This window comes from Archangium lipolyticum (genome assembly GCF_024623785.1).
Lineage (GTDB): Bacteria > Myxococcota > Myxococcia > Myxococcales > Myxococcaceae > Archangium > Archangium lipolyticum.
In genome coordinates, this window is sequence record NZ_JANKBZ010000005.1 from 66846 (window position 1) to 90388 (window position 23543).

Annotated in this window: 23 protein-coding genes; 8 read left to right on the forward strand and 15 right to left on the reverse strand. The window is 68.4% G+C overall.

Going from position 1 to position 23543, the window contains the following annotated elements; all coding sequences use genetic code 11:
* Positions 1-399: 399 nt before the first annotated feature.
* The 7 genes from NR810_RS13170 to NR810_RS13200 all read right to left on the reverse strand — a co-directional run bounded on the left by NR810_RS13170 (position 400) and on the right by NR810_RS13200 (position 8664).
* Positions 400-1959: an NADH-quinone oxidoreductase subunit N gene (locus tag NR810_RS13170; RefSeq protein WP_257452250.1), complete on the reverse strand. Its 1560-nt coding sequence runs from the start codon at positions 1957-1959 to the stop codon at positions 400-402.
* A 15-nt stretch (positions 1960-1974) separates the two neighbouring features.
* Positions 1975-3663: a complex I subunit 4 family protein gene (locus tag NR810_RS13175; protein WP_257452253.1), complete on the reverse strand. Its 1689-nt coding sequence runs from the start codon at positions 3661-3663 to the stop codon at positions 1975-1977.
* Positions 3660-5897 carry an NADH-quinone oxidoreductase subunit L gene (gene nuoL / locus NR810_RS13180; RefSeq protein WP_257452265.1) on the reverse strand — a complete coding sequence of 746 codons (2238 nt, stop codon included), beginning with the start codon at positions 5895-5897 and terminating at the stop codon, positions 3660-3662. The genes NR810_RS13175 and nuoL overlap by 4 nt, the downstream gene beginning before the upstream one ends.
* A 40-nt stretch (positions 5898-5937) precedes the next feature.
* Positions 5938-6240, reverse strand: coding sequence for an NADH-quinone oxidoreductase subunit NuoK (nuoK, locus tag NR810_RS13185; RefSeq protein WP_257452267.1), 303 nt, complete (start codon positions 6238-6240; stop codon positions 5938-5940).
* 62 nt (positions 6241-6302) lie between these two features.
* Positions 6303-6818 carry an NADH-quinone oxidoreductase subunit J gene (locus NR810_RS13190; RefSeq protein WP_257452270.1) on the reverse strand — a complete coding sequence of 172 codons (516 nt, stop codon included), beginning with the start codon at positions 6816-6818 and terminating at the stop codon, positions 6303-6305.
* The gene (nuoF, locus tag NR810_RS13195; protein WP_257452272.1) at positions 6815-8149 is read right to left on the reverse strand and encodes an NADH-quinone oxidoreductase subunit NuoF; all 1335 of its coding nucleotides are present in this window, start codon (positions 8147-8149) and stop codon (positions 6815-6817) included. Before nuoF ends, NR810_RS13190 begins: the two co-directional genes overlap by 4 nt.
* 26 nt (positions 8150-8175) lie before the next feature.
* Positions 8176-8664, reverse strand: a complete 489-nt coding sequence (locus NR810_RS13200; protein ID WP_257452275.1) for an NADH-quinone oxidoreductase subunit NuoE family protein — start codon at positions 8662-8664, stop codon at positions 8176-8178.
* Between the two features lie 103 nt (positions 8665-8767).
* Here NR810_RS13200 and NR810_RS13205 point away from each other — a divergent pair, with 103 nt between their 5' ends.
* From NR810_RS13205 to serB, 3 genes are read left to right on the forward strand one after another with little or no spacing between them, the layout of a single operon-like run.
* Complete coding sequence (locus tag NR810_RS13205) at positions 8768-9523, forward strand: TIGR02266 family protein (RefSeq protein ID WP_257452277.1); 756 nt, start codon at positions 8768-8770, stop codon at positions 9521-9523.
* 59 nt (positions 9524-9582) lie between these two features.
* Positions 9583-11073 (forward strand): serine/threonine-protein kinase, encoded by a 1491-nt coding sequence (locus NR810_RS13210; RefSeq protein WP_257452280.1) that lies wholly within the window; start codon positions 9583-9585, stop codon positions 11071-11073.
* 44 nt (positions 11074-11117) lie between these two features.
* Complete coding sequence (gene serB, locus NR810_RS13215; protein WP_257452282.1) at positions 11118-12317, forward strand: phosphoserine phosphatase SerB; 1200 nt, start codon at positions 11118-11120, stop codon at positions 12315-12317.
* A 6-nt stretch (positions 12318-12323) separates the two neighbouring features.
* Here the strand turns inward: serB and NR810_RS13220 are convergent, their stop codons facing one another.
* On the reverse strand, positions 12324-13154 hold the full coding sequence (locus NR810_RS13220) for a GspE/PulE/PilB domain-containing protein (protein ID WP_257452284.1): 831 nt from the start codon (positions 13152-13154) through the stop codon (positions 12324-12326).
* Between the two features lie 41 nt (positions 13155-13195).
* On the opposite strand from NR810_RS13220, the gene NR810_RS13225 reads away from it, so the two are divergent.
* The 3 genes from NR810_RS13225 (at position 13196) to NR810_RS13235 (ending at position 14378) form a co-directional block, all read left to right on the forward strand.
* Positions 13196-13555, forward strand: a complete 360-nt coding sequence (locus NR810_RS13225) for a DUF309 domain-containing protein (protein ID WP_257452287.1) — start codon at positions 13196-13198, stop codon at positions 13553-13555.
* Complete coding sequence (locus NR810_RS13230) at positions 13555-13749, forward strand: CPXCG motif-containing cysteine-rich protein (protein ID WP_257452290.1); 195 nt, start codon at positions 13555-13557, stop codon at positions 13747-13749. The genes NR810_RS13225 and NR810_RS13230 overlap by 1 nt, the downstream gene beginning before the upstream one ends.
* 182 nt (positions 13750-13931) lie before the next feature.
* Positions 13932-14378 (forward strand): Hsp20/alpha crystallin family protein, encoded by a 447-nt coding sequence (locus tag NR810_RS13235; RefSeq protein WP_257452292.1) that lies wholly within the window; start codon positions 13932-13934, stop codon positions 14376-14378.
* A 173-nt stretch (positions 14379-14551) separates the two neighbouring features.
* Here the strand turns inward: NR810_RS13235 and NR810_RS13240 are convergent, their stop codons facing one another.
* From NR810_RS13240 to kdsB, 7 genes are all read right to left on the reverse strand, one after another.
* Positions 14552-15145 (reverse strand): response regulator, encoded by a 594-nt coding sequence (locus tag NR810_RS13240; protein WP_204221889.1) that lies wholly within the window; start codon positions 15143-15145, stop codon positions 14552-14554.
* Between the two features lie 85 nt (positions 15146-15230).
* Positions 15231-15809, reverse strand: coding sequence for a KdsC family phosphatase (locus NR810_RS13245; protein WP_257452297.1), 579 nt, complete (start codon positions 15807-15809; stop codon positions 15231-15233).
* 42 nt (positions 15810-15851) lie between these two features.
* Positions 15852-16682 (reverse strand): 3-deoxy-8-phosphooctulonate synthase, encoded by an 831-nt coding sequence (kdsA, locus tag NR810_RS13250; protein ID WP_257452301.1) that lies wholly within the window; start codon positions 16680-16682, stop codon positions 15852-15854.
* On the reverse strand, positions 16679-18307 hold the full coding sequence (locus NR810_RS13255) for a CTP synthase (protein ID WP_257452304.1): 1629 nt from the start codon (positions 18305-18307) through the stop codon (positions 16679-16681). Before NR810_RS13255 ends, kdsA begins: the two co-directional genes overlap by 4 nt.
* 94 nt (positions 18308-18401) lie before the next feature.
* The gene (locus NR810_RS13260) at positions 18402-18635 is read right to left on the reverse strand and encodes a hypothetical protein (protein ID WP_257452307.1); all 234 of its coding nucleotides are present in this window, start codon (positions 18633-18635) and stop codon (positions 18402-18404) included.
* 352 nt (positions 18636-18987) lie between these two features.
* Complete coding sequence (locus NR810_RS13265; RefSeq protein WP_257452309.1) at positions 18988-20748, reverse strand: ABC transporter ATP-binding protein; 1761 nt, start codon at positions 20746-20748, stop codon at positions 18988-18990.
* A gap of 62 nt (positions 20749-20810) precedes the next feature.
* Positions 20811-21548: a 3-deoxy-manno-octulosonate cytidylyltransferase gene (gene kdsB / locus NR810_RS13270; protein ID WP_257452311.1), complete on the reverse strand. Its 738-nt coding sequence runs from the start codon at positions 21546-21548 to the stop codon at positions 20811-20813.
* Positions 21549-21642: 94 nt separating this feature from the next.
* Between kdsB and wecB the strand changes: the two genes are divergently transcribed.
* Both wecB and NR810_RS13280 read left to right on the forward strand, forming a co-directional pair.
* A complete protein-coding gene (gene wecB, locus NR810_RS13275) occupies positions 21643-22770 on the forward strand; it encodes a non-hydrolyzing UDP-N-acetylglucosamine 2-epimerase (RefSeq protein WP_257452313.1) in 1128 nt (375 codons plus the stop codon).
* A gap of 29 nt (positions 22771-22799) precedes the next feature.
* Complete coding sequence (locus tag NR810_RS13280; RefSeq protein WP_257452315.1) at positions 22800-23540, forward strand: hypothetical protein; 741 nt, start codon at positions 22800-22802, stop codon at positions 23538-23540.
* Positions 23541-23543 lie beyond the last annotated feature (3 nt).

The following is a 23543-nucleotide window of genomic DNA, read 5'->3' on the forward strand; positions in this document are numbered from 1 at the left end:
GGCCTCGGGGGGCGGCGGAGATGGGCGTTTGCACTTCTGCAAGGCGGATTGCAAGGCTGCAATTCAAGGGTGAAAAGCAGGAGGGCGTGCCGGTGTCGAGCGGCGCCAAGTGCCCGGAAGGACTGGCCTTCGAGCCCCCCTCCGGCTTGGCATGGCGAGTGCTAAAGAAGACTCGGAGCACGTCGAAGCAGGTCGAAGGAGGTTCCCCCCCACCGCCTTCAACCGCTTCCGGTGAGCTTCCTGAGAAGAACCCGCGGCCCGGTATCCTTCATGAGGATGCCGGGCCGCCTTCTTTTTGCGGCTCCGCGGCTCTGCTTCGGCTTCCGATGCCTGTGCGCCCAAATGAAAACGCCCGGGCGGAAGCCGCCCGGGCGTCGGTGAATCCAGCGGACTGGGAGCTCAGCGGCTGAAGATCGAGCCGGCCTGGACGATCCACTCGCCGACGGGGCCGGGCATGATGCCCATCAGCACCACGGCGACGGTGGAGAGCACGAGGGCCAGCTCCGTCATCCAGTTGCGCTCGAGGGTGTGGGCGCCCTCGGGCACGGGCCGCATGTACATGTAGACGACCACGCGCAGGTAGTAATAGGCGCCGGCCGCGCTGGAGAGGACGGCGATGATGGTGAGGCCCACGAGGCCCGCGTCCACGGCGGCCTGGAAGAGGATGAGCTTTCCGATGAAGCCGACGGTGGGGGGGATACCGGCGAGCGACAGCATGAAGGCGGCCATGGCGAAGGCCCAACCTGGCCGGCGCTGCGCCAGGCCACTGAAGCGCTCGAGATCCCACGCGGTGCCCTTCTCCTCGTCCTCGCGGCGCTCCAGCATGGAGATGATGCCGAAGGCGCCCACCGCGGTGACGGTATAGGCGAGCAGGTAGAAGAGGATGCTGCGCAGGGCCTGGTTCTGGGCGATGGCCTCGGGGCTGGCGCCCACGAGCGCGGTGGGGCCCAGCAGGTTGAACTCCTGGCCCGGCTGCGACACGAAGAGGGCAGCCACGCCCAGCATGAGGTAGCCGGCGTGGGCGATGGAGGAGTAGGCCAGCATGCGCTTCACGTTGCGCTGCGGGATGGCCAGCAGGTTGCCCGCCACCATGGTGAGCAGCGCCAGGGCGGAGAAGAGCGCCAGGGGCAGCTCCGGGCTGATGCCCTTGCTCAGGACGACGAACACGCGCACCAGGGCCACGAAGGCGGCGGCCTTCACACCGGCGCTCATCAGCGCGGTGACGGGGGTGGGAGCGCCCTCGTACACGTCCGGCGTCCACATGTGGAAGGGCACCGCGGCCACCTTGAAGGCGAAGCCGGCGGCTACCAGCACCGCGCCCGCGTAGACGAGCGCCGGGTTGACGGTCATCGCGCTCTTGAGCGGGGCCGCCATGTCGCCCAGCAGCGTGGTGCCGGTGGCGCCGTACAGCAGCGCCGAGCCGTACAGCAGCACCGCCGAGGAGAAGGCGCCGAGGATGAAGTACTTGAAGCCCGCCTCGCTCGGCCGCGTGCCGCGCCGCAGGTAGGACGTCAGCGCGTACGTGGAGATGGAGAGGACCTCGATGTTGACGAAGAGCGTGATGAGCTCGTTGGACACGCCCAGCAGGCTCATACCGGCGCCCGCGAAGAGCATGAGCGCGTAGAACTCACCGCGCTCGGCGCCGCGCTTGCGCAGGAAGCCGGCCGAGGTGAGCGCCGCCAGCCCCACCGACACGCAGACGATGAAGGTGAGGAAGCTGGAGAACGGGTCCAGCACCCCGAAGCCGAGGAACACCTCGCGTGGCGGCTCGGCCAGCAGCGACAGCGACACGATGCCCGCGATGACGGACGTGACGGTGGCGAGCACCGCCTGATAGCCGCGCGACGAGGTGGCGGAGAGGAACACCTCCGACACCAGCAGGATGCACGCTCCCAGCACCAGGATGAGGGCGGGGATGAGCGGCAGGAAGTCCGCCGAGGTGAGGTTGGGAATGTTCATGGTGGGGACTCTCGACTAGCGCCGGTCGGCGAGCTGGCCCGACGGCTGGGCGGTGGGGGCGGCGGCCATTCCGGAGGGAGGCAGGGGCATCACGGTGATCTTCACGTCACCGGGCTGCACCTTGCTGCCGGGGGCGCCCAGGTTGGCGCGGGTGATGAAACGCTCGGTGGACGGGTTGATGCGGTCCAGGAAGGGCTGCGGCATCAGGCCCATCACCACCACCAGGATGAGGAAGGGCAGCACCGTGGCGAACTCGCGCAGGCTCAGGTCCGACAGGTGCTGGTTCTCGCGGTGGGTGAGGGGGCCGAAGAACACCTTCTGCACCATCCACAGCATGTACGCCGCGCCGAGGATGACGCCCAGGGCGGCCAGCGCACCGACGGCCAGGCCCAGGTTGCTCTTGAAGGTACCCAGGAGCACCAGGAACTCGCCCACGAAGCCGTTGGTGCCCGGCACCGCCACGGACGAGAAGGTGATGATGAGGAAGGAGGCCGTGTACACCGGCACCACCTTGGCGATGCCGCCGTAGTCGGACATCAGGCGGGTGTGGCGCCGCTCGTAGAGGAAGCCGAACAGGAGGAACAGCGCGCCCGTGGACACGCCGTGGTTGAGCATCTGGTAGGCGCTGCCGGTGGCGCCCTCGGCGGTGAGCGCCAGCATGCCCAGCATGCAGTAGCCCAGGTGGCTGACCGAGGAGTAGGCGATGAGCTTCTTGATGTCCCGCTGCGCCAGGCACATGAGCGCGCCGTAGACGATGCCGATGACGGCCAGGGCCGACAGGAAGGGCCGGGCCTGGTGCGTCGCCGCCGGGAAGAAGGGAATCGCGAAGCGCCAGAAGCCGAAGGTACCCATCTTCAGCATCACGCCGGCCAGGATCATGGAGCCCGCCACGGGCGCCTGCACGTGGGCATCCGGCAACCACGTGTGGACCGGCCACATCGGGACCTTGATGGCGAAGGCCAGCGCGAAGGCGGCGAACAGCCAGGGGCCCCAGCGGTAGAGCGTTCCGGCCAGACCCGCGAGCTGCCCGCAGTCACCACCGGTGGCCATGCAGGTGGAGATCTCCCGGTTGGCGGCCACCAGGCTGTTGTAGATGGCGGCGTAGTCGAAGGAGCGGTTCCCCGGCGTGCTGCTCATGAAGTACACGGCGACGATCGCCACCAGCATCAGCAGCGAGCCCACCAGGGTGTAGAGGAAGAACTTCACGGCCGCCATCTGGCGGTCCTCGCTGCCCCACACGCCCACCAGCAGGTACATGGGGATGAGCATGGCCTCCCAGAAGACGTAGAAGAGCAGCACGTCCAGGGACACCAGCGCGCCGAGCATCACCGTCTGCAGCGCGAGGAGCGACAGGTGGAACTCCTTCACGCGCTCGGTGATGTACGTCTGCGAGGCCATCACCACCAGGGGCCCGAGGAACACGGTCAGCAGCAGCAGGCTGATGGCCAGGCCGTCCACGCCGATGTGGTAGCTGACACCGAGCTGCTCGAGCCACCGGGTGCGGTACTCGAGCTGGAACTCGGCCCCTCCCGGCTCGAAGCGCATGTAGGCCCAGACGCCGAACACCAGGTCCACCAGCATGCCGATGAACGTGAGGGTGCGGATCTGCCCGCGCTCGGTGCCCGGGAGCAGCCAGATGAGGGCCGCGAAGAGCAGCGGCAGGTAGACGACGATGTTGAGCAGATGGGTATCGAAGAAGCTCATTGCAGCACCTGGATGAGCGCGTAGACCGCGCCGCCGAGCAGGGCCAGGGCCATCACCGCGGCATAGCCCTGTGCATCTCCCGTCTGCACGTAGCGCAGGGCGCTGCCCACGCGGGCCGTGACCCACGCGGTACCGCGCACCGCCACCGTGTCGATGAGGAGCGTGTCCACCAGCTTGTAGAGGATGCCGCTCACGTTCTTCACCGGCCGGATGACCAGGAACTCGTAGGCCTCATCCACGTAGAACTTGTTCTGGGTGAAGCGGCGCACCGAGCGGGCGAAGGCCGGAGCCGGCTTGCCCACCTGCGCGGGGAAGTACTTCATGTACAGGAAGGCCGCCGCGGCACCGCCCGTCAGCGCCACCAGCCAGGCGAAGAGGTAGTCCCCGAAGCCGGGAACGCTGTGGTCCAGCTTCACCAGGTCGGCGCGGCCGGCGATGCGCTCGGCGCTGGCGAACACGGGGCCCAGGAAGTTCTCCATCACCGGCTGGGGCCCGCTGCGGCCCGGCATCAGCGGCAGCGCGTACACCAGCGCCACCACGCTGAGCACCGCCAGCACCACCAGCGGCAGCGTCATCTGCCAGGCGCTCTCGTGCGCGTGGGCGATCTTCGCCTCCGGCGAGCGCTTGCCCTCGAAGGTGAGCAGGTAGGCGCGCGACATGTAGAAGGCGGTGCTCGCCGCGATGAGCAGGCCCACGTAGTACAGCGCGTGGGTGACGCTCTCGTAGCCGTGCAGGTGGTTGTGGTGCAGGCCGTGGAAGATGGCGTCCTTGGAGAAGAAGCCGGAGAGCGGGACGATACCGGTGATGGCCAGGGTGGCCACCAGGAAGGTGCCCCACGTCCACTTCATCTCGTGACGCAGGCCGCCCAGCTTCTTGATGTCCGTCTCGTCCGCGTTGCCGTGCATGACGCTACCGGCGCCGAGGAAGAGGCAGGCCTTGAAGAACGCGTGGGTGACGAGGTGCAGCACCGCCGCCCAGAAGATGCCGGCGCCCACGCCCATGAACATGATGCCCAGCTGGGACACCGTGGAGTAGGCGAGCACCTTCTTGATGTCGTCCTGCGCGAAGGCGATGAGCGCGGCCAGCAGCGAGGTGATGGTGCCGATGATGGCCACCGTCGTCATGGCGGTGGGGCTGAGCACCAGCAGGAAGCTCATGCGGCTGAAGAGGTAGACGCCCGCGGTCACCATCGTCGCCGCGTGGATGAGGGCGGAGACGGGGGTCGGACCGGCCATGGCGTCCGGCAGCCAGACGTACAGCGGGAACTGGGCGCTCTTGCCCGCCGCACCCAGGAGGAACAGGAGCAGCGCCACCGTCAGCACGCCACCGAAGGTGCGGCCGGCGAGCGGCCCCTCCGCGATGGGCGTCTCCAAGGTGACGGCCGCCTGGGCGTTGACCTTCGCGTTCTGCGGCAGCGCGTTGGCCAGGACCTCCAGGCCCTGGAAGGCCACGGGGCCCTTGAGCTGCTGGCCCTCGCGGAAGCGCACCTGGGCGGTCTCTGCGGCGCCGCTCACCGTGGTGAAGTTGGCCACGTTCGCCTGGCTGTTGAAGGCGCTGACCAGCAGCACGATGAGGAAGGTGGCGATGAGGAACGCGAAGTCACCGATGCGGTTGGTGATGAACGCCTTGCGCCCCGCCCACGCCTTGGCCGCGTCCGTGTACCAGAAGCCGATGAGCAGGTAGCTGGCCATACCGACACCCTCCCAGCCCACGAAGAGCAGGACGAGGTTGTCGGCCAGCACCAGCGTGAGCATGGCCGCCACGAACAGGTTGAGGTACGCGAAGTACCGCCAGTACCCGTCGTCGTGCTCCATGTAGCTGGTGGAGTACAGGTGGATGAGGAAGCCCACGCCGGTGATGACCAGCAGGAGCGTTCCGGACAGGTGGTCCACCAGCAGGCCGAAGTTCACCCGGAAGGTACCCACGGAGAACCAGGTGCCGTAGTCGTAACCGATGGCGTAGCGGATGGCGTTGGGCGAGTAGACGCTCTCCATGGCCACCGGAGTGCCGCCCTGCACGTGGCTGACGGACCAGAAGGCCAGCACGGACAGCACGAAGGAACCGGCCACCGTCGCGCACGCGATCAGGTGGACGTTGCCGCGGCCCAGCATCTTGCCGAACACGCCGCACACGAACGCGCCCAACAGCGGCAGCGCGATGATGAGCCACAGGGACTGCGCGAAGGTGGCGGGGTCCACCGGCGCGGTCATGAAGAATTGCTTGAGGGCTTCCATGGGCAGAGGGGCTCTCTTGGCGGAAGGAGGGGCCGGGCCGTCAGTGCTTCATCGTCCGGATTTCGTCGATGTTGACGGTGCCTCGGCTGCGGAACACGGCGATGACGATGGCGAGGCCGATGGAGGCCTCGGCCGCCGCGACCGCGATCACGAAGAAGGCGGACACGTGGCCCGTCAGGTCGCCGTTCTGTTTGGCGAAGGCGAGAAACGTCAGGTTCGCCGCGTTGAGCATCAGCTCCACGCACATGAACACCACCAGGGCGTTGCGGCGGATGAGCACGCCGAACATGCCGAGGCAGAACAGGGCTGCGGCGAGGATCAGGTAGTACGAGATCGGGACCATGGCCGGACTTGGGGGAGGGCGAGCGCCGCCCGCCTTCTAGCAGAGGGTTGAAGGGGACGGGCTCAAATCCGCGACTTGGCCACCACCACCGCGCCCACCATGCCCACCAGCAGCAGGAGGCTGACGGCCTCGAAGGGCAGCAGCCACTTGGTGTAGATGGTCTGGCCGATGACCGCCAGGGTGCCGAAGCCGTTGGCCACCGCCTGCGCGCCCGTGAACGTCTCGACGCGCTCCGGCATCCGCCAGATGGCCACCACCAGCACCGCAAGCAGCCCCGCCGCCGCCGCCCCGCCCGCGATGCGCGAGAGCGTCAGCCGCGGCCCGGTCGAGGTGGACTCGCCCAGGTTGAGCAGCATGATGACGAAGAGGAAGAGCACCATGATGGCGCCCGCGTAGACCAGCACCTGCAGCACCGCCACGGTGTGGGCCCACAGCAGCACGTAGATGCCGGCCAGGAAGAAGAACGTGGCCACCAGCGACATCGCGGAGCTGATGGGGCTCTTGGCGAAGATGACCAGCCCGGCCGACAGCAGCGTCAGGAGCGCGAAGGCTCCGAAGAGAATCAGCTCGATGTTCACGACCACTCTCCGAACGCGCCCCAGGGCTTGTCGCCGAACGGGCAGCGGTGCTCGCGGATGTGCGCCTCGAACTCGTCGCGGAAGCGCATGAGGAAGGAATGCGTCGGCAGCGCCGCGGCATCGCCCAGCGCGCAGATGGTGTTGCCCAGGCCGATGGGCGGGTAGGGCGCGATGGAGGACGCCACGTTGCTCAGGATCTCCACGTCACCCGGCTCGCCGCGGCCCTCTTCGATCTTCCGCAAGAGGCGCGTCTGCCAGGGGGTGCCCTCGCGGCACGGCGTGCACTGGCCGCACGACTCCTCGGCGTAGAAGCGGGCCACGCGCCACAGGCTGCGCACCATGCAGGTGGTGTCGTCCATGACGATGACGCCGCCGGAGCCCGCCATGGTCTGCTTGACCTTGACGGCCTCGAACTCCATGGCGATGTCCAGCTCGTCCGGGCTGAGGATGGGGGCCGACGAGCCGCCGGGGATGACGGCCTTCACCTTGCGGCCCGCGGGCAGGCCCCGGCCGTACTTGTCGTCGAAGATGAGCTCGGTGAAGGTGGTGTGCAGCGGCACCTCGTAGACGCCCGGCCGGTTCACCGTGCCGGAGAGGCACACCAGACGGGTGCCACCCGACTTGTCGGTGCCAAGGCCCGCGTACCAGGCCGAGCCGCGGGTGAAGACGTGGGGCACGCTGGCGAGCGTCTCCACGTTGTTCACCACCGTGGGGCAGCCGAACAGGCCCACCACCGCGGGGAACGGCGGCTTGAGGCGGGGCCAGCCCTTCTTGCCCTCGAGGCTCTCGAGCAGCGCCGTCTCCTCGCCGCAGATGTAGGCGCCCGCGCCGCGCACCACGTAGCAGTCGAGCTGGTAGTCCTTGCCCAGCATCTTCTTGCCGAAGATGCCGGCGGCGTAGGCCTCGCGGATGGCCGCGTTGGCGCGCTCCGCCTGCAGCTTGAACTCGCCGCGCAGGTACACGTAGCAGGTGTGCACGCCCAGCGCGTAGGACGCGATGGCGATGCCCTCCAGCATCATGTGCGGGTCGTTCTCGAGGATGTAGCGGTCCTTGAAGGTGCCCGGCTCGGACTCGTCGCCGTTGACCGCGAGGTACTTGGGCTTGGGGCTGTCCTTGGGGACGAAGCTCCACTTGAGGCCCGTGGGGAAGCCCGCTCCGCCGCGCCCGCGGAGGTTGGACTTCTTCACCTCGTCGATGATCTGCGCGGGCGTCAGCTCCAGGGCCTTCTCCAGGCCCTTGTAGCCACCGCGCTTCCGGTACTCATCCAGCGTCCAGGAGTTGGGCTTCCCCCAGGCGCTCGAGATGATCGGTTCAAATGCCGTTGTCGCCATGGAATCAGGTTCCTTGATGCAGGAGTTCAGGGGAGCTTGTCGAAGATCGCGTCGACCTTGGCCTTCGTCAGGCTCTCGTGGTGCTCCTCGTTGATTTGCAGGCACGGCGCGGTGCCGCAAGAGGCCAGGCACTCGGTCTCGCGCAGGAAGAAGCGCTCGTTCGACTCACCGGCCTTCAGCCCGAGCTTCTGCTCCAGGTAGGCGAGCATCTTCTCCGCGCCCCAGAGGGAGCAGGAGAGATTGGTGCAGACGTCGACGGTGTACTTGCCGGGCTTCTTGAGGTGGTACATCACGTAGAAGCTCGCCACCTCGTAGGCGCGCTCGGGGGTGACGCCCAACCGGCTGGCGACCAGCTTGAGTCCCTCGGGGGGCAGCCAGCCTTTCAACTCCTGCAGCAGCCGGAGCGCGGGCAGCATCGCTGCGCTCTTCCGATCCGCGGGGTAGTGCGAGAGGATCTCCGCGATCTCCGCGTCGAACTTCTTCTGCTCTTCGGGGGTGAACAGGGGCTCCGCCATGGCGGGCGCTTCGTAAGGCTCGAATGGCCGCGTTGTCAACATAAACCCTCGGAGCTACACTCCGTCCCATCAGCGAAATGCCGAGCGATTTCAACCCCTTGTTATGAATCGGGGATCAGACGACAAGCGAGATGAGCCCCGAGTGCCGCTCGTGCTGCGGGTGCGCTTCCCGGATCAGGCTCGGATGGCGGCCGTGACGGAGAACCTCTCCAAGGGGGGCATCTTCGTCCAGACGGACCGTGTATTCACGGCCGGTGAAGAGGTGGGGTTGGCACTTTCTTTCCCGGGGCTGCTGAATCCGGTAGAAGTCGTGGGGACGGTGGCGTGGGTAAGGCCAGCGTCGGCCGAGGCGCCGGGTGGTGTCGGCATCCGGGTGGTGCGCGATCAGGACCGGCAGCGATTGGGTGAAATCTTGAGTTCGGCAGGACAGACCCGCGCATCGGACCAGAAGGCGCTCCCCGCCGAGGGTTATCGCGTCCTCATCGTCGAGGACAACCCGCACATCGTGGAGATGTACAGCTACGTGCTCAAGAAGCTGGCGAGCGGCGAACTGGCGGGCAAGGTGCCGCTGGAGGTGCATTTCTCTCCGGATGGGCACCACGCGCTGCAGGCCCTGCGCTCCAGCCGCTTCAGCCTGGTGATGACGGACCTGTACATGCCGGTGATGGACGGGTTCGCGCTCATCGAGCGCATCCGCGCCGAGGAGCCGCTCAAGTCCATTCCCGTGGTGGCCATCTCCGCGGGAGGCCCCGAGGCGCGTGAGCGCGCCATGCAACTGGGCGTGGACATCTACCTGCGCAAGCCCGTGCGCTTCCAGGAAGTGCTGGAGACCGTGAAGCAGCTGCTTCACATTCCCTGACAGTCGGAGGGGAGGCCCGCTTTGTGGCGCGGAGCCGGGACGGCTAGAGTCCGGCTCGCATGCCCAAGTCCGCCATCCACCGCGATACCGTCTGCGGCGAGGCGCTGTTCATCCTCCGGAGTCTGAAGGAGAACGGCCGTCTGGGGCGCTCGAACAAGCTGGCCGATGTGAAGGCCTCGCTCGAGCCCTCCGTCTCGCTGGAGTTCGACAGCTACTACCTCTTCCTTCGCAAGTACCTCTACATCGCGCTGGACCCGCGGGAGGCGCAGCTGCGTCTCACCGAGCCGGGTGAGCGCGTGGTGGACGGCGAGCTGCAGGACAAGTTCTCCCTGGAGGTGGACGAGTTCTTCGCCGAGCAGCTGCTCGGGGACGACGCCGTCCCGGCCGATGACGAGGAGGGCGACCCGAGCATGCCGCCTCCCCCTCCGGACATCCTCCTGGACGAGAACGAGGTGCTGCCGCACGTGGAGCAGCCGCCCGCGTTGCCGAGGGCTCGCGCGTCCGTGGCGTTGGAGGTGCCGCTGCCGCCGTCCGTGCCCGTGCCTCCCCCGGTGGCGAGCATGCGCAACGAGGCCGTCCCCCTGCCGCCCGCCGTGCCCGTTCCCCCCGCCGCTCCCGTCGCGCCCCCCGCTCCGATGCCCGCTCCCGCCCCCGCGCCCATCCCTCCGCTGGCCACCTCTCCCGCTCCCAAGGCCGCCGAGGTGCTGGACCAGCGCTACCAGAAGCTTGAGGCCATCGGCTCCGGGCCTCTCGGGACCGCCTACAAGGGCCGCTTCAACGCGCTCGGGCTGGACATCTGCGTCAAGGAGCTGAAGGACATCTTCGGCTACTTCTCCTTCCTGCAGCGCGGCGAGGTGCTCAAGCGGCTGAGGAAGGAGCTGTGCGCGCAGGCCCAGGTGCGCCACCCGGGCATCATCCAGGTGCTGGACCAGAACGCGGAGGCGGCCCGGCCCTACTACGTGCTGGAGCTGCTGCACGGCAGCCTCAAGGACAAGCTGGAAGAGGGTGGAGGCAAGGGCGTGCCGGTGTCCCTGGCCATGCGCTGCTTCCTGCAGCTCGCCTATGCGCTGCGCGCCGCGCACGCCGTGGGCCTCACGCACCACAACCTCAAGCCGGAGAACGTCCTCTTCGACCTCTACGGCAACGCGAAGCTGGGTGACTTCGGCCTGAGCCGCGTGGTGGAGCAGGACGCCTCCAAGGGCCTGCCCCAGGTCTTCGTGGGGGCCGGTGGCATGGCCTACCTGGCGCCCGAGCTCCTCCAGCCGCAGCGCGCGAAGGATGCCGGCCCCGCCTCGGACGTCTACGGGCTGGGCATCATCCTCTACGAGATGCTCACCGGGCAGATTCCCGGCCGCCGCTCGCCGCTGCCCTCCGAGGTCAACCCCGAGGCTCCCGCCGGCCTGGACGCCATCTTCGACAAGATGACCCATGACCGGGTGGACCAGCGCTACCCGGACATCGACACGATGCTGGAGGACTTCTACAAGTCCTTCACCGAGGCGCAGTTCCTCGCCAGGGGCGACCTCATCCTGTCCTCCGAGCCACAGTAACGAGTGCTCGCGGTGGACGGGCCAGGCTGTAAAACTCGTCCTCCATGAGCAACAGCCCGAATTCGCAAGACTCCGTGCTCGTCACCGTCACCGGACGGGACGAGCCCGGCATCCTGGCCCGCCTGACCGGCATCCTGTCCGAGGTGGGCGCGGTATTGCTCGACATCGAGCAGGTGGTGGTGCACGGCCAGCTCACCCTGTCCCTGCTGGTGCGCCTGCCCGAGACGCGCAGCGTCCTCAAGGAGCTGCTCTTCGCGGCGAAGGAGCTCGGCATGTCGCTGGACTTCAAGCCGGTGGAGGGACCGAGCACTCCCGTCGCCCCGAGCCTCAGCCGCCATGTCGTCACCGTGGTGGGCGCCCTGGGAGCCCGCGAGCTGCACGCCGTCGCCGAGCGCCTGGCCCGGCACGGGGCCAACATCGAGCGCATCAACCGCCTGTCCGACGCGGAGCTCGGCTCGGTGGAGATCCACATCGCCCTGCCGCCGGAGAGGGATCCGGAGGAGCTCAAGCGCTCGTTGCTGGAGCTGGCCATGTCCACCAGCGCCTTCGACGTGGCGCTGCAGCGCGAGAGCCTCTACCGGCGCAGCAAGCGGTTGGTGGTGATGGACATGGACTCCACGCTCATCCGCATCGAGGTCATCGACGAGCTGGCGCGGGCGTACGGGGTGGGGGAGCAGGTGGTGCGCATCACCGAGCGCGCCATGCATGGGGAGATGGACTACGACGAGTCCCTGCGCCAGCGCGTGGCGCTGCTGAAGGGCATGGACGCGAAGGTGCTGAGGGATCTCGCCGCCAACCTCCCGCTCACCCAGGGCGCGGAGACGCTCATCCGGGTGCTCAAGCGGCTGGGCTACCGCACCGCCATCATCAGCGGCGGCTTCTCCGTGGCGGCCGAGGCCCTCAAGGCACGGCTGGGTATCGACTACGCCCACTCCAACATGCTGGAGGAGGCGGACGGCAAGCTCACCGGGCGCACGCTCGGGCCCATCGTCAACGCGCGCCGCAAGGCGGAGCTGCTGGAGAACATCGCCCAGGCGGAGGGCATCCTCCTCGACCAGGTCATCGCGGTGGGTGACGGTGCGAACGACCTGCTGATGCTGGAGCGCGCGGGCCTGGGCATCGCCTTCCGCGCCAAGCCCAAGCTGCGCCAGGCGGCCGATACCTCCATCTCCGCCGGCGGCCTGGACACCATCCTCTACCTCCTGGGACTCAGCGCTCGCGAGCTCCAGGAGGTGCTCGGCTAGGACGGCTCACGAGGCGCGCATGCGCGCCGCCAGCTCCCTCTGCTGGATGGCGCCCTTCTCCAGCAGCAGCTCGAGCAGGGCGCGCAAAATCTTGGAGCTCTTCTCCTGGTTGACCTGCACCGTCTGCAGCCGCTGCATCTCCTCGGGGGAGAACACCTCGGCCGGGGCGGGCGAGGCGCTGAGGATCTCATCGAGCAGATCCGCGGCGCTCGCCCCTCCACCGGGACGCGGGGTCGCGGCGGCCGCCGCCTGGCGCTGGGCGTTCTCCTCGGCCAGCTTCGGGGAGATGTCGGCGAGGGACTTCCTCACCGTCTTGCCGCTCATGTCGACGATCTTGAACTCGTCCTCGTCGCCCGAGGGCTTGTCCCTGCGCATGCCCGTTGGCGTGAGGGACGGCTCCATGTTGCGGTAGTGCCGCATGATGGCGTTCTCGATCTCCCGGTCTCCCGCCACCATGGGGATGACGCGCGTGCGGCTGCGCGCGGCCACCTGATCGATGGTCTGCAGGTCGGACGGGTCCGCCATGGCGAGCACGAGCGTCTTGCCGTTGTCGCGCAGGGCCACGGGGAAGACGCCCTTCTGCTCGGCGAAGGTGACGTCCAGCTTCGCGAGGGCGCCCGGATCCTTGGCGGTGCCCAGCTGGACGCGCTGCACGCCCAGGCCCTGGGCAATGGCCTCGGTGAGGGTGTCCTCCGCGGCGAGCCCCATGTCGGTGACGATGCGCGACAGGCGTCCGCCCCACTGGTCGTGCTGGGCGAGCGCGCTGCGAAGCTGCATCTCGTCGATGACGCGGGCCTTGACGAGAATCTCTCCGATACGGTTGCGAGGTGCGGCCATGCTCGTCAGTCTACGGAGGAAGGAGCCCGGAGTCGCGTTCGATGCCGCGAGGATTCGATACCTGCCTGGCAGAAGGGGTGGCGCTCTTCAACGCGGGGCACTTCTTCGAGGCCCACGAGGCCTGGGAGGAGGCCTGGACGCACGAGCGCGGCCCGCGCCGGCTGCTCCTCCAGGGCCTCATCCTCGTGGCGGCGGGCTGGCTGAAGCGGGACGCGGGCAATGTCCGGGGGGCGTGGACGCTCTTCTCCCGCGCGCTGGACCGGCTCGAGTCCCTGCCCCCCGTCTGCGAGGGCGTGGACGTGGGCGGCCTGCGCCCCCGGGTGCAGCGCTGGCGCGAGGGCGAGGCCCCTGACCGGCCCCTGCTCGCTCGGCTGGCCACCGGCCAGGGAGGAGACTTCTGATGCAACCCTTCGCGGACGAGCAGACGCACCTGTGCCCCTACTGCGGCGAGGAGGTGGAGGTGGCGGTGGACCCGGGCGGTCCCTCCTCGGAGACGTACGTGGAGGACTGCCCGGTGTGCTGCCGGCCGTGGGTGGTGCACGTCTCCCGCGAGGGGGACGAGGTGTCCGTCCACCTGGGGCGCGAGGACGACTGAGCCGGCCGGAACGGGCTCGCGGCGCGTCGCCTTGACACGTTCCGAAGCATGGTTCTCTTGAAGCTGTGAGAGGCGCCGGGCCCGAAGGAACGAGGGCCCGGCGCGGTGGAAACAACCGTTCAAACCCAGTCGAGAGACGCGCCGTCACTCCGTCCGGAGTGCGACGCGATGAGGAGACGTCCATGCAGACCCGTTGGAATCCGTTCGCCGTGAGCAATGGTGCCGTCGCCCTGGGCCCCCTGATGGCGCGGGAGTTCGACCAGCTCTTCCGTGACCTGTCCCTGCGCCCTGATTCGCGCGAGCTCGTGCCGCCGGCGGACATCTACGAGACGGCCGAGGGCATCACCCTGCAGGTGGACCTGCCGGGACATGACCCGAAGGCCATCGAGGTGAAGGTGGAGAACGACACCCTCACGCTCAGGTCGGAGCGCAAGACGGAGCGCTCGGACAAGGACGGCGCGCGGCGCCTGGAGCGCAGCTTCGGCGTGTACGCCCGCACCTTCGTGGTGCCCCGCACGGTGGACGCGTCCAAGGTGGAGGCCCGCTACGACAATGGCGTGCTCACCCTGACGCTGCCGCGGCGCGAGGAGTCCCGCCCCCGCGTGGTCGAGGTGAAGGTCAACAGCTGAGGCGTGACGCGGAGAGGTGACGCATCACAACTGGTGGGGACGGGTTCCCGAGAGGGGGCTCGTCCCCGAGCCGTTGCCGATGCATGCGAAATACACGAGCGGCGACGCGCCCTCACACGGGGCCTGGGAAGGGACCCCGTGGAGACACTTCGCCGCTCTCGTCGTCTGGCGCGCTAGCGCTTGACGGCGGTGTTGGCCCCGAGCGCCAGCGGCACGCGGAACAGGTCGAGCACCTGCTGCACGTCCAGCGGCTTGGGCAGGCACGCCACGGCGCCCGCCTGCTTCGACTGCTCCACCACCTCGGGCGAGTGGGCGGACGTCATGGTGATGAGCCGCACGCCCTCCATCTGCTTGCGGGCGCGGATGCGGCGGCACACCTCGATACCGTCGATGTCCGGCATGTTCAGGTCGATGAGCATGCCGTGCGGCTTCTGCTCGCTCACCAGCAGCAGCGCCTCGACGCCACTGGTGGTCGTCTGCAGCTCCACCTGGTTGGCGTATGGCTTGAAGGCACGCTTGATGGCGTCGAGCACCTGCCGCTCGTCATCCACCACCAGCAGGCGCACGGTGCTGCTGCCCAGCTCCTCGGGCACCGGCATCTGGTGGGTGATGAGGAACGTGCGGAGATCCGCCGAGCGAACCCTCCGGTGACCACCCGGCGTCCGGAACGCCATGAGGATGCCGCGGTCGATCCACTTGCTCACCGTGGACGGGTCCACCTGGAGCAATCGACTGATGTCGTGGGTCGTGTAGAGCTGATCCGTCATCGAACTCCCCTCACTCTGCACTGCTGGCTGGCTTCCGGCCTTCATAGGATAAGACACCTAAGCGGGAAGCGAAAATTCTTCGATTTCACAACTTGACAGCTTGTAGGGCATCAGGGTCTCTCATGTGTTGAACGGTGGTCTCCCATTGGCCCGAGGCCTTCAAGCAGAGCTCCACCAGCTCACGCGCGGCGCCGTGTCCCCCTCGGCTCCGAGCCACATAATGCACTTCCTGGCGTACCTCGGGGGCTGCATCCGCGGGACACGCCGAGAGACCCGCCATCCCCAGGGGACCCAGGTCGTTGATGTCATCCCCCATATAGGCACACTCCTCAGGGGAGACCTCGAGCTGCGCCAGCAGTTCACGAAAACCCGCTGCTTTGTTCTTCCGGCCCTGGAGCACGGCGGTGACACCCAGCTCGAGGCCACGCACCTCCACGATGGAGGAGGAGCGCGCGGTGAGGATGGCGGTGCGCAACCCCGCCAGCCTCGCCATCACCAGCCCGTGACCATCCTTGACGTCGAAGCGCTTCATCGCCTCGCCGCCATCACCGTAGTAGAGGCCGCCATCCGTGAGCACGCCGTCCACGTCGAACACGAGCAGACGCACGCGCGAGGCACGTTCCGTCAGCTCGTCCTTGTTCGGCTTTGGTGGCAGCTCCGTCATGTCGTGTCCCCTCGGACTCCCTCCCCACGGTTTCGTTTCACTTCACCCCGGCTCGTGCCCCAGCGCGCGCCGGATGGCCAGCACCTGACGTAGCACGTCCTCGAACATCTGGGGATTGAGCGAGCAGGGACCGTCACACAGGGCACGGTCCGGGTCTTCATGCACTTCCGTGAAAAGCGCGTCTATTCCGGCGGCGGCGGCGGAGCGCGCCAACAGGGAGACGAACTTGCGCTCTCCGCCCGTCTGTCCATCCCCGGAGGAGGGCAGCTGCACGGAGTGGGTGGCGTCGAAGCACACGACGAGCCCCGCCTCGCGCATCTGGGCGAAGCCGCGCATGTCCACCACCAGGTTGTTGTAGCCGAAGGTGGCGCCGCGCTCGGTGACGAGCACGTTGGGGTTGCCCACCTCCACGGCCTTGCGCGCCGAGTGGACGATGTCCTTGGGCGCGACGAACTGGCCCTTCTTGAGGTTGACGCCCTTGCCGGTGCGCGCCACCGCCTCCACCAGGTCCGTCTGGCGGCAGAGGAAGGCCGGAATCTGGATGATGTCCACCACCTCGGCGGCGGGGCCCACGTGGCTCGTCTCGTGGACGTCCGTGAGGATGGGCACGCCCACTTCGCGCTTCACCCGGTCGAGGATGCGCAGGCCTTCCTTCAGGCCGGGCCCCCGGAAGGACTTGCCGCTGGTGCGGTTGGCCTTGTCGTAGGAGCACTTGAAGGCGTAGGGCACGCCCAGCCGGCCCGTCAGCTCCTTGAGGAGCTTCGCGTGCCGGAGCGCCATGTCCTCGGACTCGATGCTGTCCGGGCCCGCGATGACGAAGAGCTTCTGGCCGGGGCCGACCTTGTAGCCGCAGAGGTCGATGCTCTGGTTCATGCCTGCGTCCTCCCCGCGTCACGCTGCGTGAGGGCCGCGCGGATGAAGCCGGAGAAGAGCGGGTGGGGCGCGAAGGGCTTGCTCTTGAACTCCGGGTGGAACTGGCAGCCCACGAAGTAGGGGTGGTCCGGCAGCTCGATCATCTCCACGAGGTTGAGGTCGGGGTTGTGCCCGGACACGACGAGGCCCGCCTCCTGCAGCCGGCCGCGATAGGCGTTGTTGACCTCGTACCGGTGGCGGTGCCGCTCGTGGATGACGTCCTCCCCGTACAGCTTGTGCGCCAGCGAGCCCGGTTTGAGCGCGCAGGCGTAGCTGCCCAGACGCATGGTACCACCCTTGTCCTGCACCTTCACCTGGCTCTCCATGAGCGTCACCACCGGGTGGGGGGTGTGCTCGTTGAACTCCAAGGAGTTGGAGCCGGCCAGGCCCAGCACGTTGCGGCTGAACTCCACCACCGCCATCTGCAGGCCCAGGCAGATGCCGAAGAAGGGCACCCGCTTCTCCCGGGCGTAGCGCACCGCCGTGATTTTACCCTCGGTGCCGCGCACCCCGAAGCCGCCGGGCACCAGGATGGCGTCCACCCCGCTCAGCAGGGCCTCGGGACCCTTCTCCTCCACGTCCTGCGAGTCCACGAACTGCAGGTCCACCTTCACGTCGTTGGCGATACCGCCGTGGAGCAGCGCCTCGTTGAGGCTCTTGTAGCTCTCCTTGAGGTCCACGTACTTGCCGACGATGCCCACCTTCACCTCGCCGCGGCCCGGCGAGTACACCTTGCGGATGATGTCCTCCCAGCGGTCCAGCCGGGCGGCGCGCGTCCAGATGTTGAGCGTCTCCGCCAGCCGCTCGTCGATGCCCTGGCGGTGCAGCTCCAGCGGCAGCTCGTAGATGCTCTTCACGTCCGGCGAGGTGAACACGTTGCCGTTGTCCACGTTGCAGAACATGGCGATCTTGTCCTTGAGCTCGCGCGAAATCTCCCGGTCCGTGCGGCAGATGAGGAAGTCGGGCTGGATGCCGATCTCCCGCAGCTTCATCACCGAGTGCTGGGTGGGCTTGGTCTTCACCTCACCGGCCGCGCCGATGTAGGGCAGCAGCGTCAGGTGCATGTAGACGGCGTTGCCGCTGCCCACGTCGTAGCGCATCTGCCGGATGGCCTCGAGGAAGGGCAGCGACTCGATGTCGCCCACGGTGCCGCCCACCTCGACGATGACGGCGTCCATGCCCTGCGCCGCCTGGCGGATGCAGGACTTGATCTCATCCGTGATGTGCGGAATCACCTGGACCGTCTTGCCCAGGTACTCGCCCCGGCGCTCCTTCTGGATGACGGAGTGGTAGATGCGCCCGGAGGTGAAGTTGTTGAGCCGGGACATCCGCGCGTTGGTGAAGCGCTCGTAGTGCCCCAGGTCCATGTCGGTCTCGCCACCATCGTCGGTGACGAAGACCTCCCCATGCTGGAACGGGCTCATCGTGCCCGGATCGATGTTGATGTAGGGGTCTAGCTTCAGCAGCGTGATGTCGAGCCCGCGATTCTCGAGCAGGGCGCCGATGGATGCGGAGGCAAGCCCCTTGCCCAGCGAGCTCACCACTCCGCCGGTCACGAAGATGAACTTGGTCTTCTTGGAGCGCATGACCCTTCCTGCCAAGAGACCCCGGGGGCGTCAATGATTCTGTCAGGCGGCGCGGACGGCCGCCTGGTCCCGGAAGTCCGGCAAGGGACGGATCTCAATCCTGCCCCTGGGTCCGCGGGCGGGATTCGGCGTAGTCCCGGGCGCGGGGCTCGCTGTCGCGCTGCTCGCGCAGCGGGCAGTGGCGGCAGGTCCAGCCGTCCCAGCCCCGCTTCACCGCGAGGTGCAGGCAGGCGTCATAATTGAAGCAGAACAGGTTGCGCTGGGCCTCCACCGCCGACTCGTCACGCAGCGCGGAGGGCAGAGGGCTCGGGCAAGGTGTGATGGACAAGGTCAGGGCCTCCTGCGGATGAACGGGCCGGTACCCCCCGGCGCGTGCAACAGGTCCGTCGCACGCTCATTCCCGAGGTCCGGGCAAAAAAAGACCCGCCCGTCCCGCGGCCCCGGTTTTTGGTGGGGTGCGCGAAACGGGCGGGCCCGAACTGCCTGGCATCTCACTTCCGCCGCATGGTGGCTTCTTCAGCGCGCCAGACGAGCGGAGGTGGACGCCTGACTCTTGCTGTCGGTCAAGGCATCACCTCCTTTCTGCGGCCACTTACTTAATGAGGGGATTCTGGCGGCGCCATGTGTGATGCCGCACGAATCCAATCCGGAAGGAGGGCAGGCGAGGAGGCAGGCACTCCTCAAGCGGCCACGAACTGGCGTTCCACCAGGCGGCGGTAGAGGCCGTCCTGGCCCATGAGCGCGGCGTGGTTGCCGCTCTGCACCACCTTGCCGCCCTCCAGCACCAGCACGCGGTCCGCGCCGATCACCGTGGACAGGCGGTGGGCGATGATGAGGGTGGTGCGGCCCTTCATCAGCCGCTCCAGGGCCTCCTGCACCAGGTGCTCGCTCTCCGCGTCGAGCGCGCTCGTCGCCTCGTCCAGCACCAGCAGGCGCGGATTCTTGAGCACCGCGCGGGCGATGGCGATGCGCTGCTTCTGCCCACCGGACAGCTGCACGCCGCGCTCGCCCACCAGGGTGCGGTAGCCCTCGGGGAAGCGGGAGATGAAGTCGTGCGCGTTGGCGGCGCGCGCGGCGGCCTCCACCTCTTCGTCCGAGGCGTCCATGCGGCCGTAGCGGATGTTGTCGGCGATGGAGGAGGCGAAGAGCATCGGCTCCTGGGCCACCGTTCCCACCTGCTGGCGCAGCCACTCGGGGTCGAGCGTGCGCAGCTCCGTGCCGTCCAGCAGCACGCGCCCGCCCTGCGGGTCATACATGCGCGCCAGCATGGCGGCGATGGTGGACTTGCCCGCGCCCGAGGGGCCGACGATGGCCACCACCTCGCCCGGGGCGAGCGCCATGTCGATGCCCTGGAGCACCGGGACGTCCGGGCGCGTGGGGTAGGCGAAGCGCACGCTCTGGAACTCGACGCGGCCCTGCACGGACGGCAGGCGCTCGCCGCCCGAGGCGGGGATGGCGGGCTGGCGGTCGATGAGCTCGAAGACGCGCTCGGCGGCGCCGGAGGCGCGCATGAAGTCCGCCCAGAGGTCCGCCAGGGCGCCCAGCGCGAAGGCCACCATCAGCGAGTAGATGAGGAAGGAGGTGAGGCTGCCCACGGACATCCTGCCGTCGAGCACCAGACGGCCGCCGTACCAGAGCACCACCGCCGAGGCGATGTAGCCGGCCGAGGAGGCCCCGGCCAGGAAGAAGGAGGACTGCTTCACCCGGCGGCGCGCGACGTCGAAGGCGCGCTCGGTGGTGTCGCGGTAGCGATCCACCTCGTGGCGCTCGGCGGCGAAGGAGCGCACGGTGCGGATGCCGGAGAGGCTCTCCTCGGCCACCTCGTTGGCGGCGGCGAGTGCGTCCTGCACTTCCTTGGACAGCCCGCGCACCTTGCGGCCGTACGTCACCGCCCCCACCGCCACCGCCGGCACGATGGCCAGCATCAGCCCCGTGAGCACCGGCGAGGTGTAGAAGAGCAGCGCGATGCCGCCCAGCGCCTGCGCCGCGTTGCGCAGCCCCATGGAAATGTTCACGCTCACGGTGTTTTGCAGCACCGTGGTGTCCGAGGCGAGGCGGTTGGTGAGCTCACCCGTCTTGCGCTCGTCGAAGAAGCCCACCTCCTGGCCCATGAGGCTGGCGAAGAGGTCCTGCCGCAGTTGCGTCACCACGCGCTCGCCCGCGGTGGTGAAGAGGTAGAAGCGCAGGGCCATGGCCACGCCCTGGAAGATGAAGACGGCCACCATGGCCAGGGCGGCCTTGTCGATGAGGCCGTGGTCCTTGGCTCCGAGCGCCTCGTCGATGATGTAGCCGATGGCCTTGGGGTACAGCAGGCCCAGGCCACTGGCGAGCAGCAGGAAGAAGGTACCGGCGAGGAGTCTGCGCGCCTGGGGCCGGGCAAGGCCCAGGATGCGGCGGAACGTCAGGCGGGAGAACTTGGGTTTCTTGGGGGCGTCGGACACGGGCGCAGACTAACGCGGGATGCCCACCGCCGCACGATTGCCCGCGTGTGGAGCGGGCGGGCTCAACCGCGCATCGCCTCCTCCACCCGGGCCACGTCCTCGGGCACGTCCACCGCCACCGTGCGCCCCGCGACCTTCCCGCAACGGATGCGGATGCCGTGCTCCAGGGCCCGGAGTTGTTCCAACTTCTCAGACTGCTCCAGTGGCGTGGCGCTCAGGCCCGCCAGCCGCAGCAGCGTCTCGCGCCGGTAGCCGTACAGCCCCAGGTGCGCCCAGCGCTTCACCGCCGCGGCCTCGGCCGGCTCGCGCAGGAAGGGGATGGTGCTGCGGCTGAAGTAGAGCGCGTCTCCGTTGAGCGCTAGCACCGCCTTCACCACATGCGGGCTCTCCGCCTCGATGGCATCCAGCGGGCGCACCAGCGTACCCATCCCCACCTCCGGGTCGGCGAAGAGGCCCGCCAACACCCGGAGTGAATCCGGATCCACCAGCGGCTCGTCGCCCTGGACGTTGATCCAGACGTCCACCTCCGGACGGGCCCGCGCCACCTCGGCCACCCGGTCCGTGCCCGTGGCGCAGTCCGGCGACGTCATCACCGCCGTGCCGCCGAAGCGCGCCACCGCCTCCTGGATGCGCGCGTCGTCGGTGGCCACCACCACCTCGTCGAAGACGCGCGCCTCCTGGCAGCGGCGCCAGACGTGCTCGATCATCGGCCGGCCGGCGATGAGGGCCAGGGGCTTGCCGGGAAAGCGCGTGCTGGCGTAGCGGGCGGGAATGACGGCGAGGGTGCGGTGGGAGGACATGGCGCCGCCTGTCTATCAGATTCAGGACGCCGCGAGGCACCGTCGGACGGGGGGCACTAGGCACCCGGGGGGGCATGCCTAGCTTCCCGCCACCATGAAGAAGGTTCTCCATATCGTTGGGGCGCGTCCCAACTTCATGAAGGTCGCGCCCATCCACCGGGCCATTTCCGAGCGTGGCGTGCTCGCCCAGAAGCTGGTGCACACCGGCCAGCACTACGACGTGAAGATGAGCGACGTCTTCTTCACGGACCTGGGCATGCCCGCTCCGGACATCCACCTGGGTATCGGCTCCGGCAGCCACGCGGAGCAGACGGCCCGGCTGATGATCGAACTGGAGAAGGTGTTCACCAGTGAGAAGCCGGAGCTCGTCTCCGTGGTGGGAGACGTCAACAGCACCCTGGCCGCCGCGCTCGTGGCGGTGAAGATGGGCATCCCCATCGGTCACGTGGAGGCGGGTCTGCGCAGCTTCGACCGCGCCATGCCCGAGGAGATCAACCGCATCCTCACCGACAGCATCGCGGACCTGCTGCTGACGCCCTCGTCCGACGCGGACGCCAACCTCATCCGCGAGGGCGTGGAGCCCCAGCGCATCCGGCTCGTCGGCAACGTGATGATCGACTCGCTCCTGGCGGCCCGGGAGAAGGCGCTGAAGCTCTCCACGCTCGCGGACATGGGGCTCACTCCGCGCGGCTACGCGGTGTGCACGCTGCACCGGGCCTCCAACGTGGATGACGCGAAGGTGCTCGGGGGGCTGCTGTCCGCCCTGGGCCACCTGTCCCACCGGCTGCCCGTCGTCTTCCCCGTCCACCCGCGCACCCGCAAGCGCATCGCGGAGACGGGGCTGGAGGCCTCGCTGGCGCGCACCCCGGGCCTGCGCCTGGTGGAGCCCATGGGCTACCTGGAGTTCCTCGCGCTCACCTCGCAGGCCCGGCTCGTCTTCACCGACTCCGGTGGCCTCCAGGAGGAGACCACCGTGCTCGGCATTCCCTGCCTCACCGTGCGCGAGAACACCGAGCGTCCCATCACCGTGGACGTCGGCACCAACCTCGTGGTGGGCACCGAGCCGGCCCGCATCCAGCAGGCCGCCGAGCGCATCCTCGATGGTCACGAGAAGAAGGGCCGTGTCCCCGACCTGTGGGACGGGCGCTCCGGGGAGCGCATCGCCCAGGTGTACGAGGAGTTCCTCGGGGTGGGGCAGACGCCGCAGCGCGCGGCCGGCTAGCCGCGACGAGCGAAGACCGGGAGGTCCACATGGCAGGGGTGCGCGTGCTCACGTCGTCCAGGGGCTTGCTCGGGGCGGCTCTGCTGGGGGCCTCCCTGGCCTGCGCGCCGCCTCCGCTCCAGGAGGTCATCACCACCGAGCGTTGTCACACGGTGTCCCTGGAGCCCGGTTCCTCCATCCCCTTCTCCGCGGGCTTCTTCCGCATGGGGCAGAGCGAGGAGGAGCAGCTCTGGCGGATGCGGGTCCGCATGCCCGCGCTTCCCGAGGGACTCTCGCTCTCCCCCGAGGAGATCATCATGGACGGCACGGGGCCCCTCACCGCGCGCGGTGTGCTCTCCGCCGCGCCAGGTGTCACGTTCCGGGGGCCCTCCCTCATGATGGTGGAGGCCCACTCCGACAACTCGAGCGCCATGGCTGGCCAGCCCTGCTACCTCGTGGTGCTCGATCCACCCGTGGCCACCCCGGACTTCTCCCTCACGGTTCCCCAGCAGGTGTCGATCCTCCCGGGTGGCCAGAGCCCCGTGCCGGTGTCGCTCGTGCGCGCGGAGGGCTTCACCCAGGAGGTCCGGGTGACGGTCGATCCTCTACCCCAGGGCATCTCCGCGGAGCCGATCACCCTGCCCGCCGGAGAGACCCTGGGAACACTCCTCCTTCATTCGATGAAGAGCGTCTCCACCGGTCCTCTCGTGCTCAGGGTGGTGGGCTCCTCCGCGAGCGGACAGGCCGTGGACCCGTTCACCCTCGAGGTGTCCTCGCGCGTCGATCGCTGAGGG

Bases quoted from the DNA above. Each gene is read 5' to 3' on its own strand.
- NR810_RS13170 (WP_257452250.1), bottom strand. From the start codon at position 1,959: ATGAACATTCCCAACCTCACCTCGGCGGACTTCCTGCCGCTCATCCCC.
- NR810_RS13175 (WP_257452253.1), bottom strand. From the start codon at position 3,663: ATGAGCTTCTTCGATACCCATCTGCTCAACATCGTCGTCTACCTGCCG.
- nuoL (WP_257452265.1), bottom strand. From the start codon at position 5,897: ATGGAAGCCCTCAAGCAATTCTTCATGACCGCGCCGGTGGACCCCGCC.
- nuoK (WP_257452267.1), bottom strand. From the start codon at position 6,240: ATGGTCCCGATCTCGTACTACCTGATCCTCGCCGCAGCCCTGTTCTGC.
- nuoF (WP_257452272.1), bottom strand. From the start codon at position 8,149: ATGGCGACAACGGCATTTGAACCGATCATCTCGAGCGCCTGGGGGAAG.
- NR810_RS13200 (WP_257452275.1), bottom strand. From the start codon at position 8,664: ATGGCGGAGCCCCTGTTCACCCCCGAAGAGCAGAAGAAGTTCGACGCG.
- NR810_RS13205 (WP_257452277.1), top strand. From the start codon at position 8,768: ATGAATCGGGGATCAGACGACAAGCGAGATGAGCCCCGAGTGCCGCTC.
- NR810_RS13210 (WP_257452280.1), top strand. From the start codon at position 9,583: ATGCCCAAGTCCGCCATCCACCGCGATACCGTCTGCGGCGAGGCGCTG.
- serB (WP_257452282.1), top strand. From the start codon at position 11,118: ATGAGCAACAGCCCGAATTCGCAAGACTCCGTGCTCGTCACCGTCACC.
- NR810_RS13220 (WP_257452284.1), bottom strand. From the start codon at position 13,154: ATGGCCGCACCTCGCAACCGTATCGGAGAGATTCTCGTCAAGGCCCGC.
- NR810_RS13225 (WP_257452287.1), top strand. From the start codon at position 13,196: ATGCCGCGAGGATTCGATACCTGCCTGGCAGAAGGGGTGGCGCTCTTC.
- NR810_RS13230 (WP_257452290.1), top strand. From the start codon at position 13,555: ATGCAACCCTTCGCGGACGAGCAGACGCACCTGTGCCCCTACTGCGGC.
- NR810_RS13235 (WP_257452292.1), top strand. From the start codon at position 13,932: ATGCAGACCCGTTGGAATCCGTTCGCCGTGAGCAATGGTGCCGTCGCC.
- NR810_RS13240 (WP_204221889.1), bottom strand. From the start codon at position 15,145: ATGACGGATCAGCTCTACACGACCCACGACATCAGTCGATTGCTCCAG.
- NR810_RS13245 (WP_257452297.1), bottom strand. From the start codon at position 15,809: ATGACGGAGCTGCCACCAAAGCCGAACAAGGACGAGCTGACGGAACGT.
- kdsA (WP_257452301.1), bottom strand. From the start codon at position 16,682: ATGAACCAGAGCATCGACCTCTGCGGCTACAAGGTCGGCCCCGGCCAG.
- NR810_RS13255 (WP_257452304.1), bottom strand. From the start codon at position 18,307: ATGCGCTCCAAGAAGACCAAGTTCATCTTCGTGACCGGCGGAGTGGTG.
- kdsB (WP_257452311.1), bottom strand. From the start codon at position 21,548: ATGTCCTCCCACCGCACCCTCGCCGTCATTCCCGCCCGCTACGCCAGC.
- wecB (WP_257452313.1), top strand. From the start codon at position 21,643: ATGAAGAAGGTTCTCCATATCGTTGGGGCGCGTCCCAACTTCATGAAG.
- NR810_RS13280 (WP_257452315.1), top strand. From the start codon at position 22,800: ATGGCAGGGGTGCGCGTGCTCACGTCGTCCAGGGGCTTGCTCGGGGCG.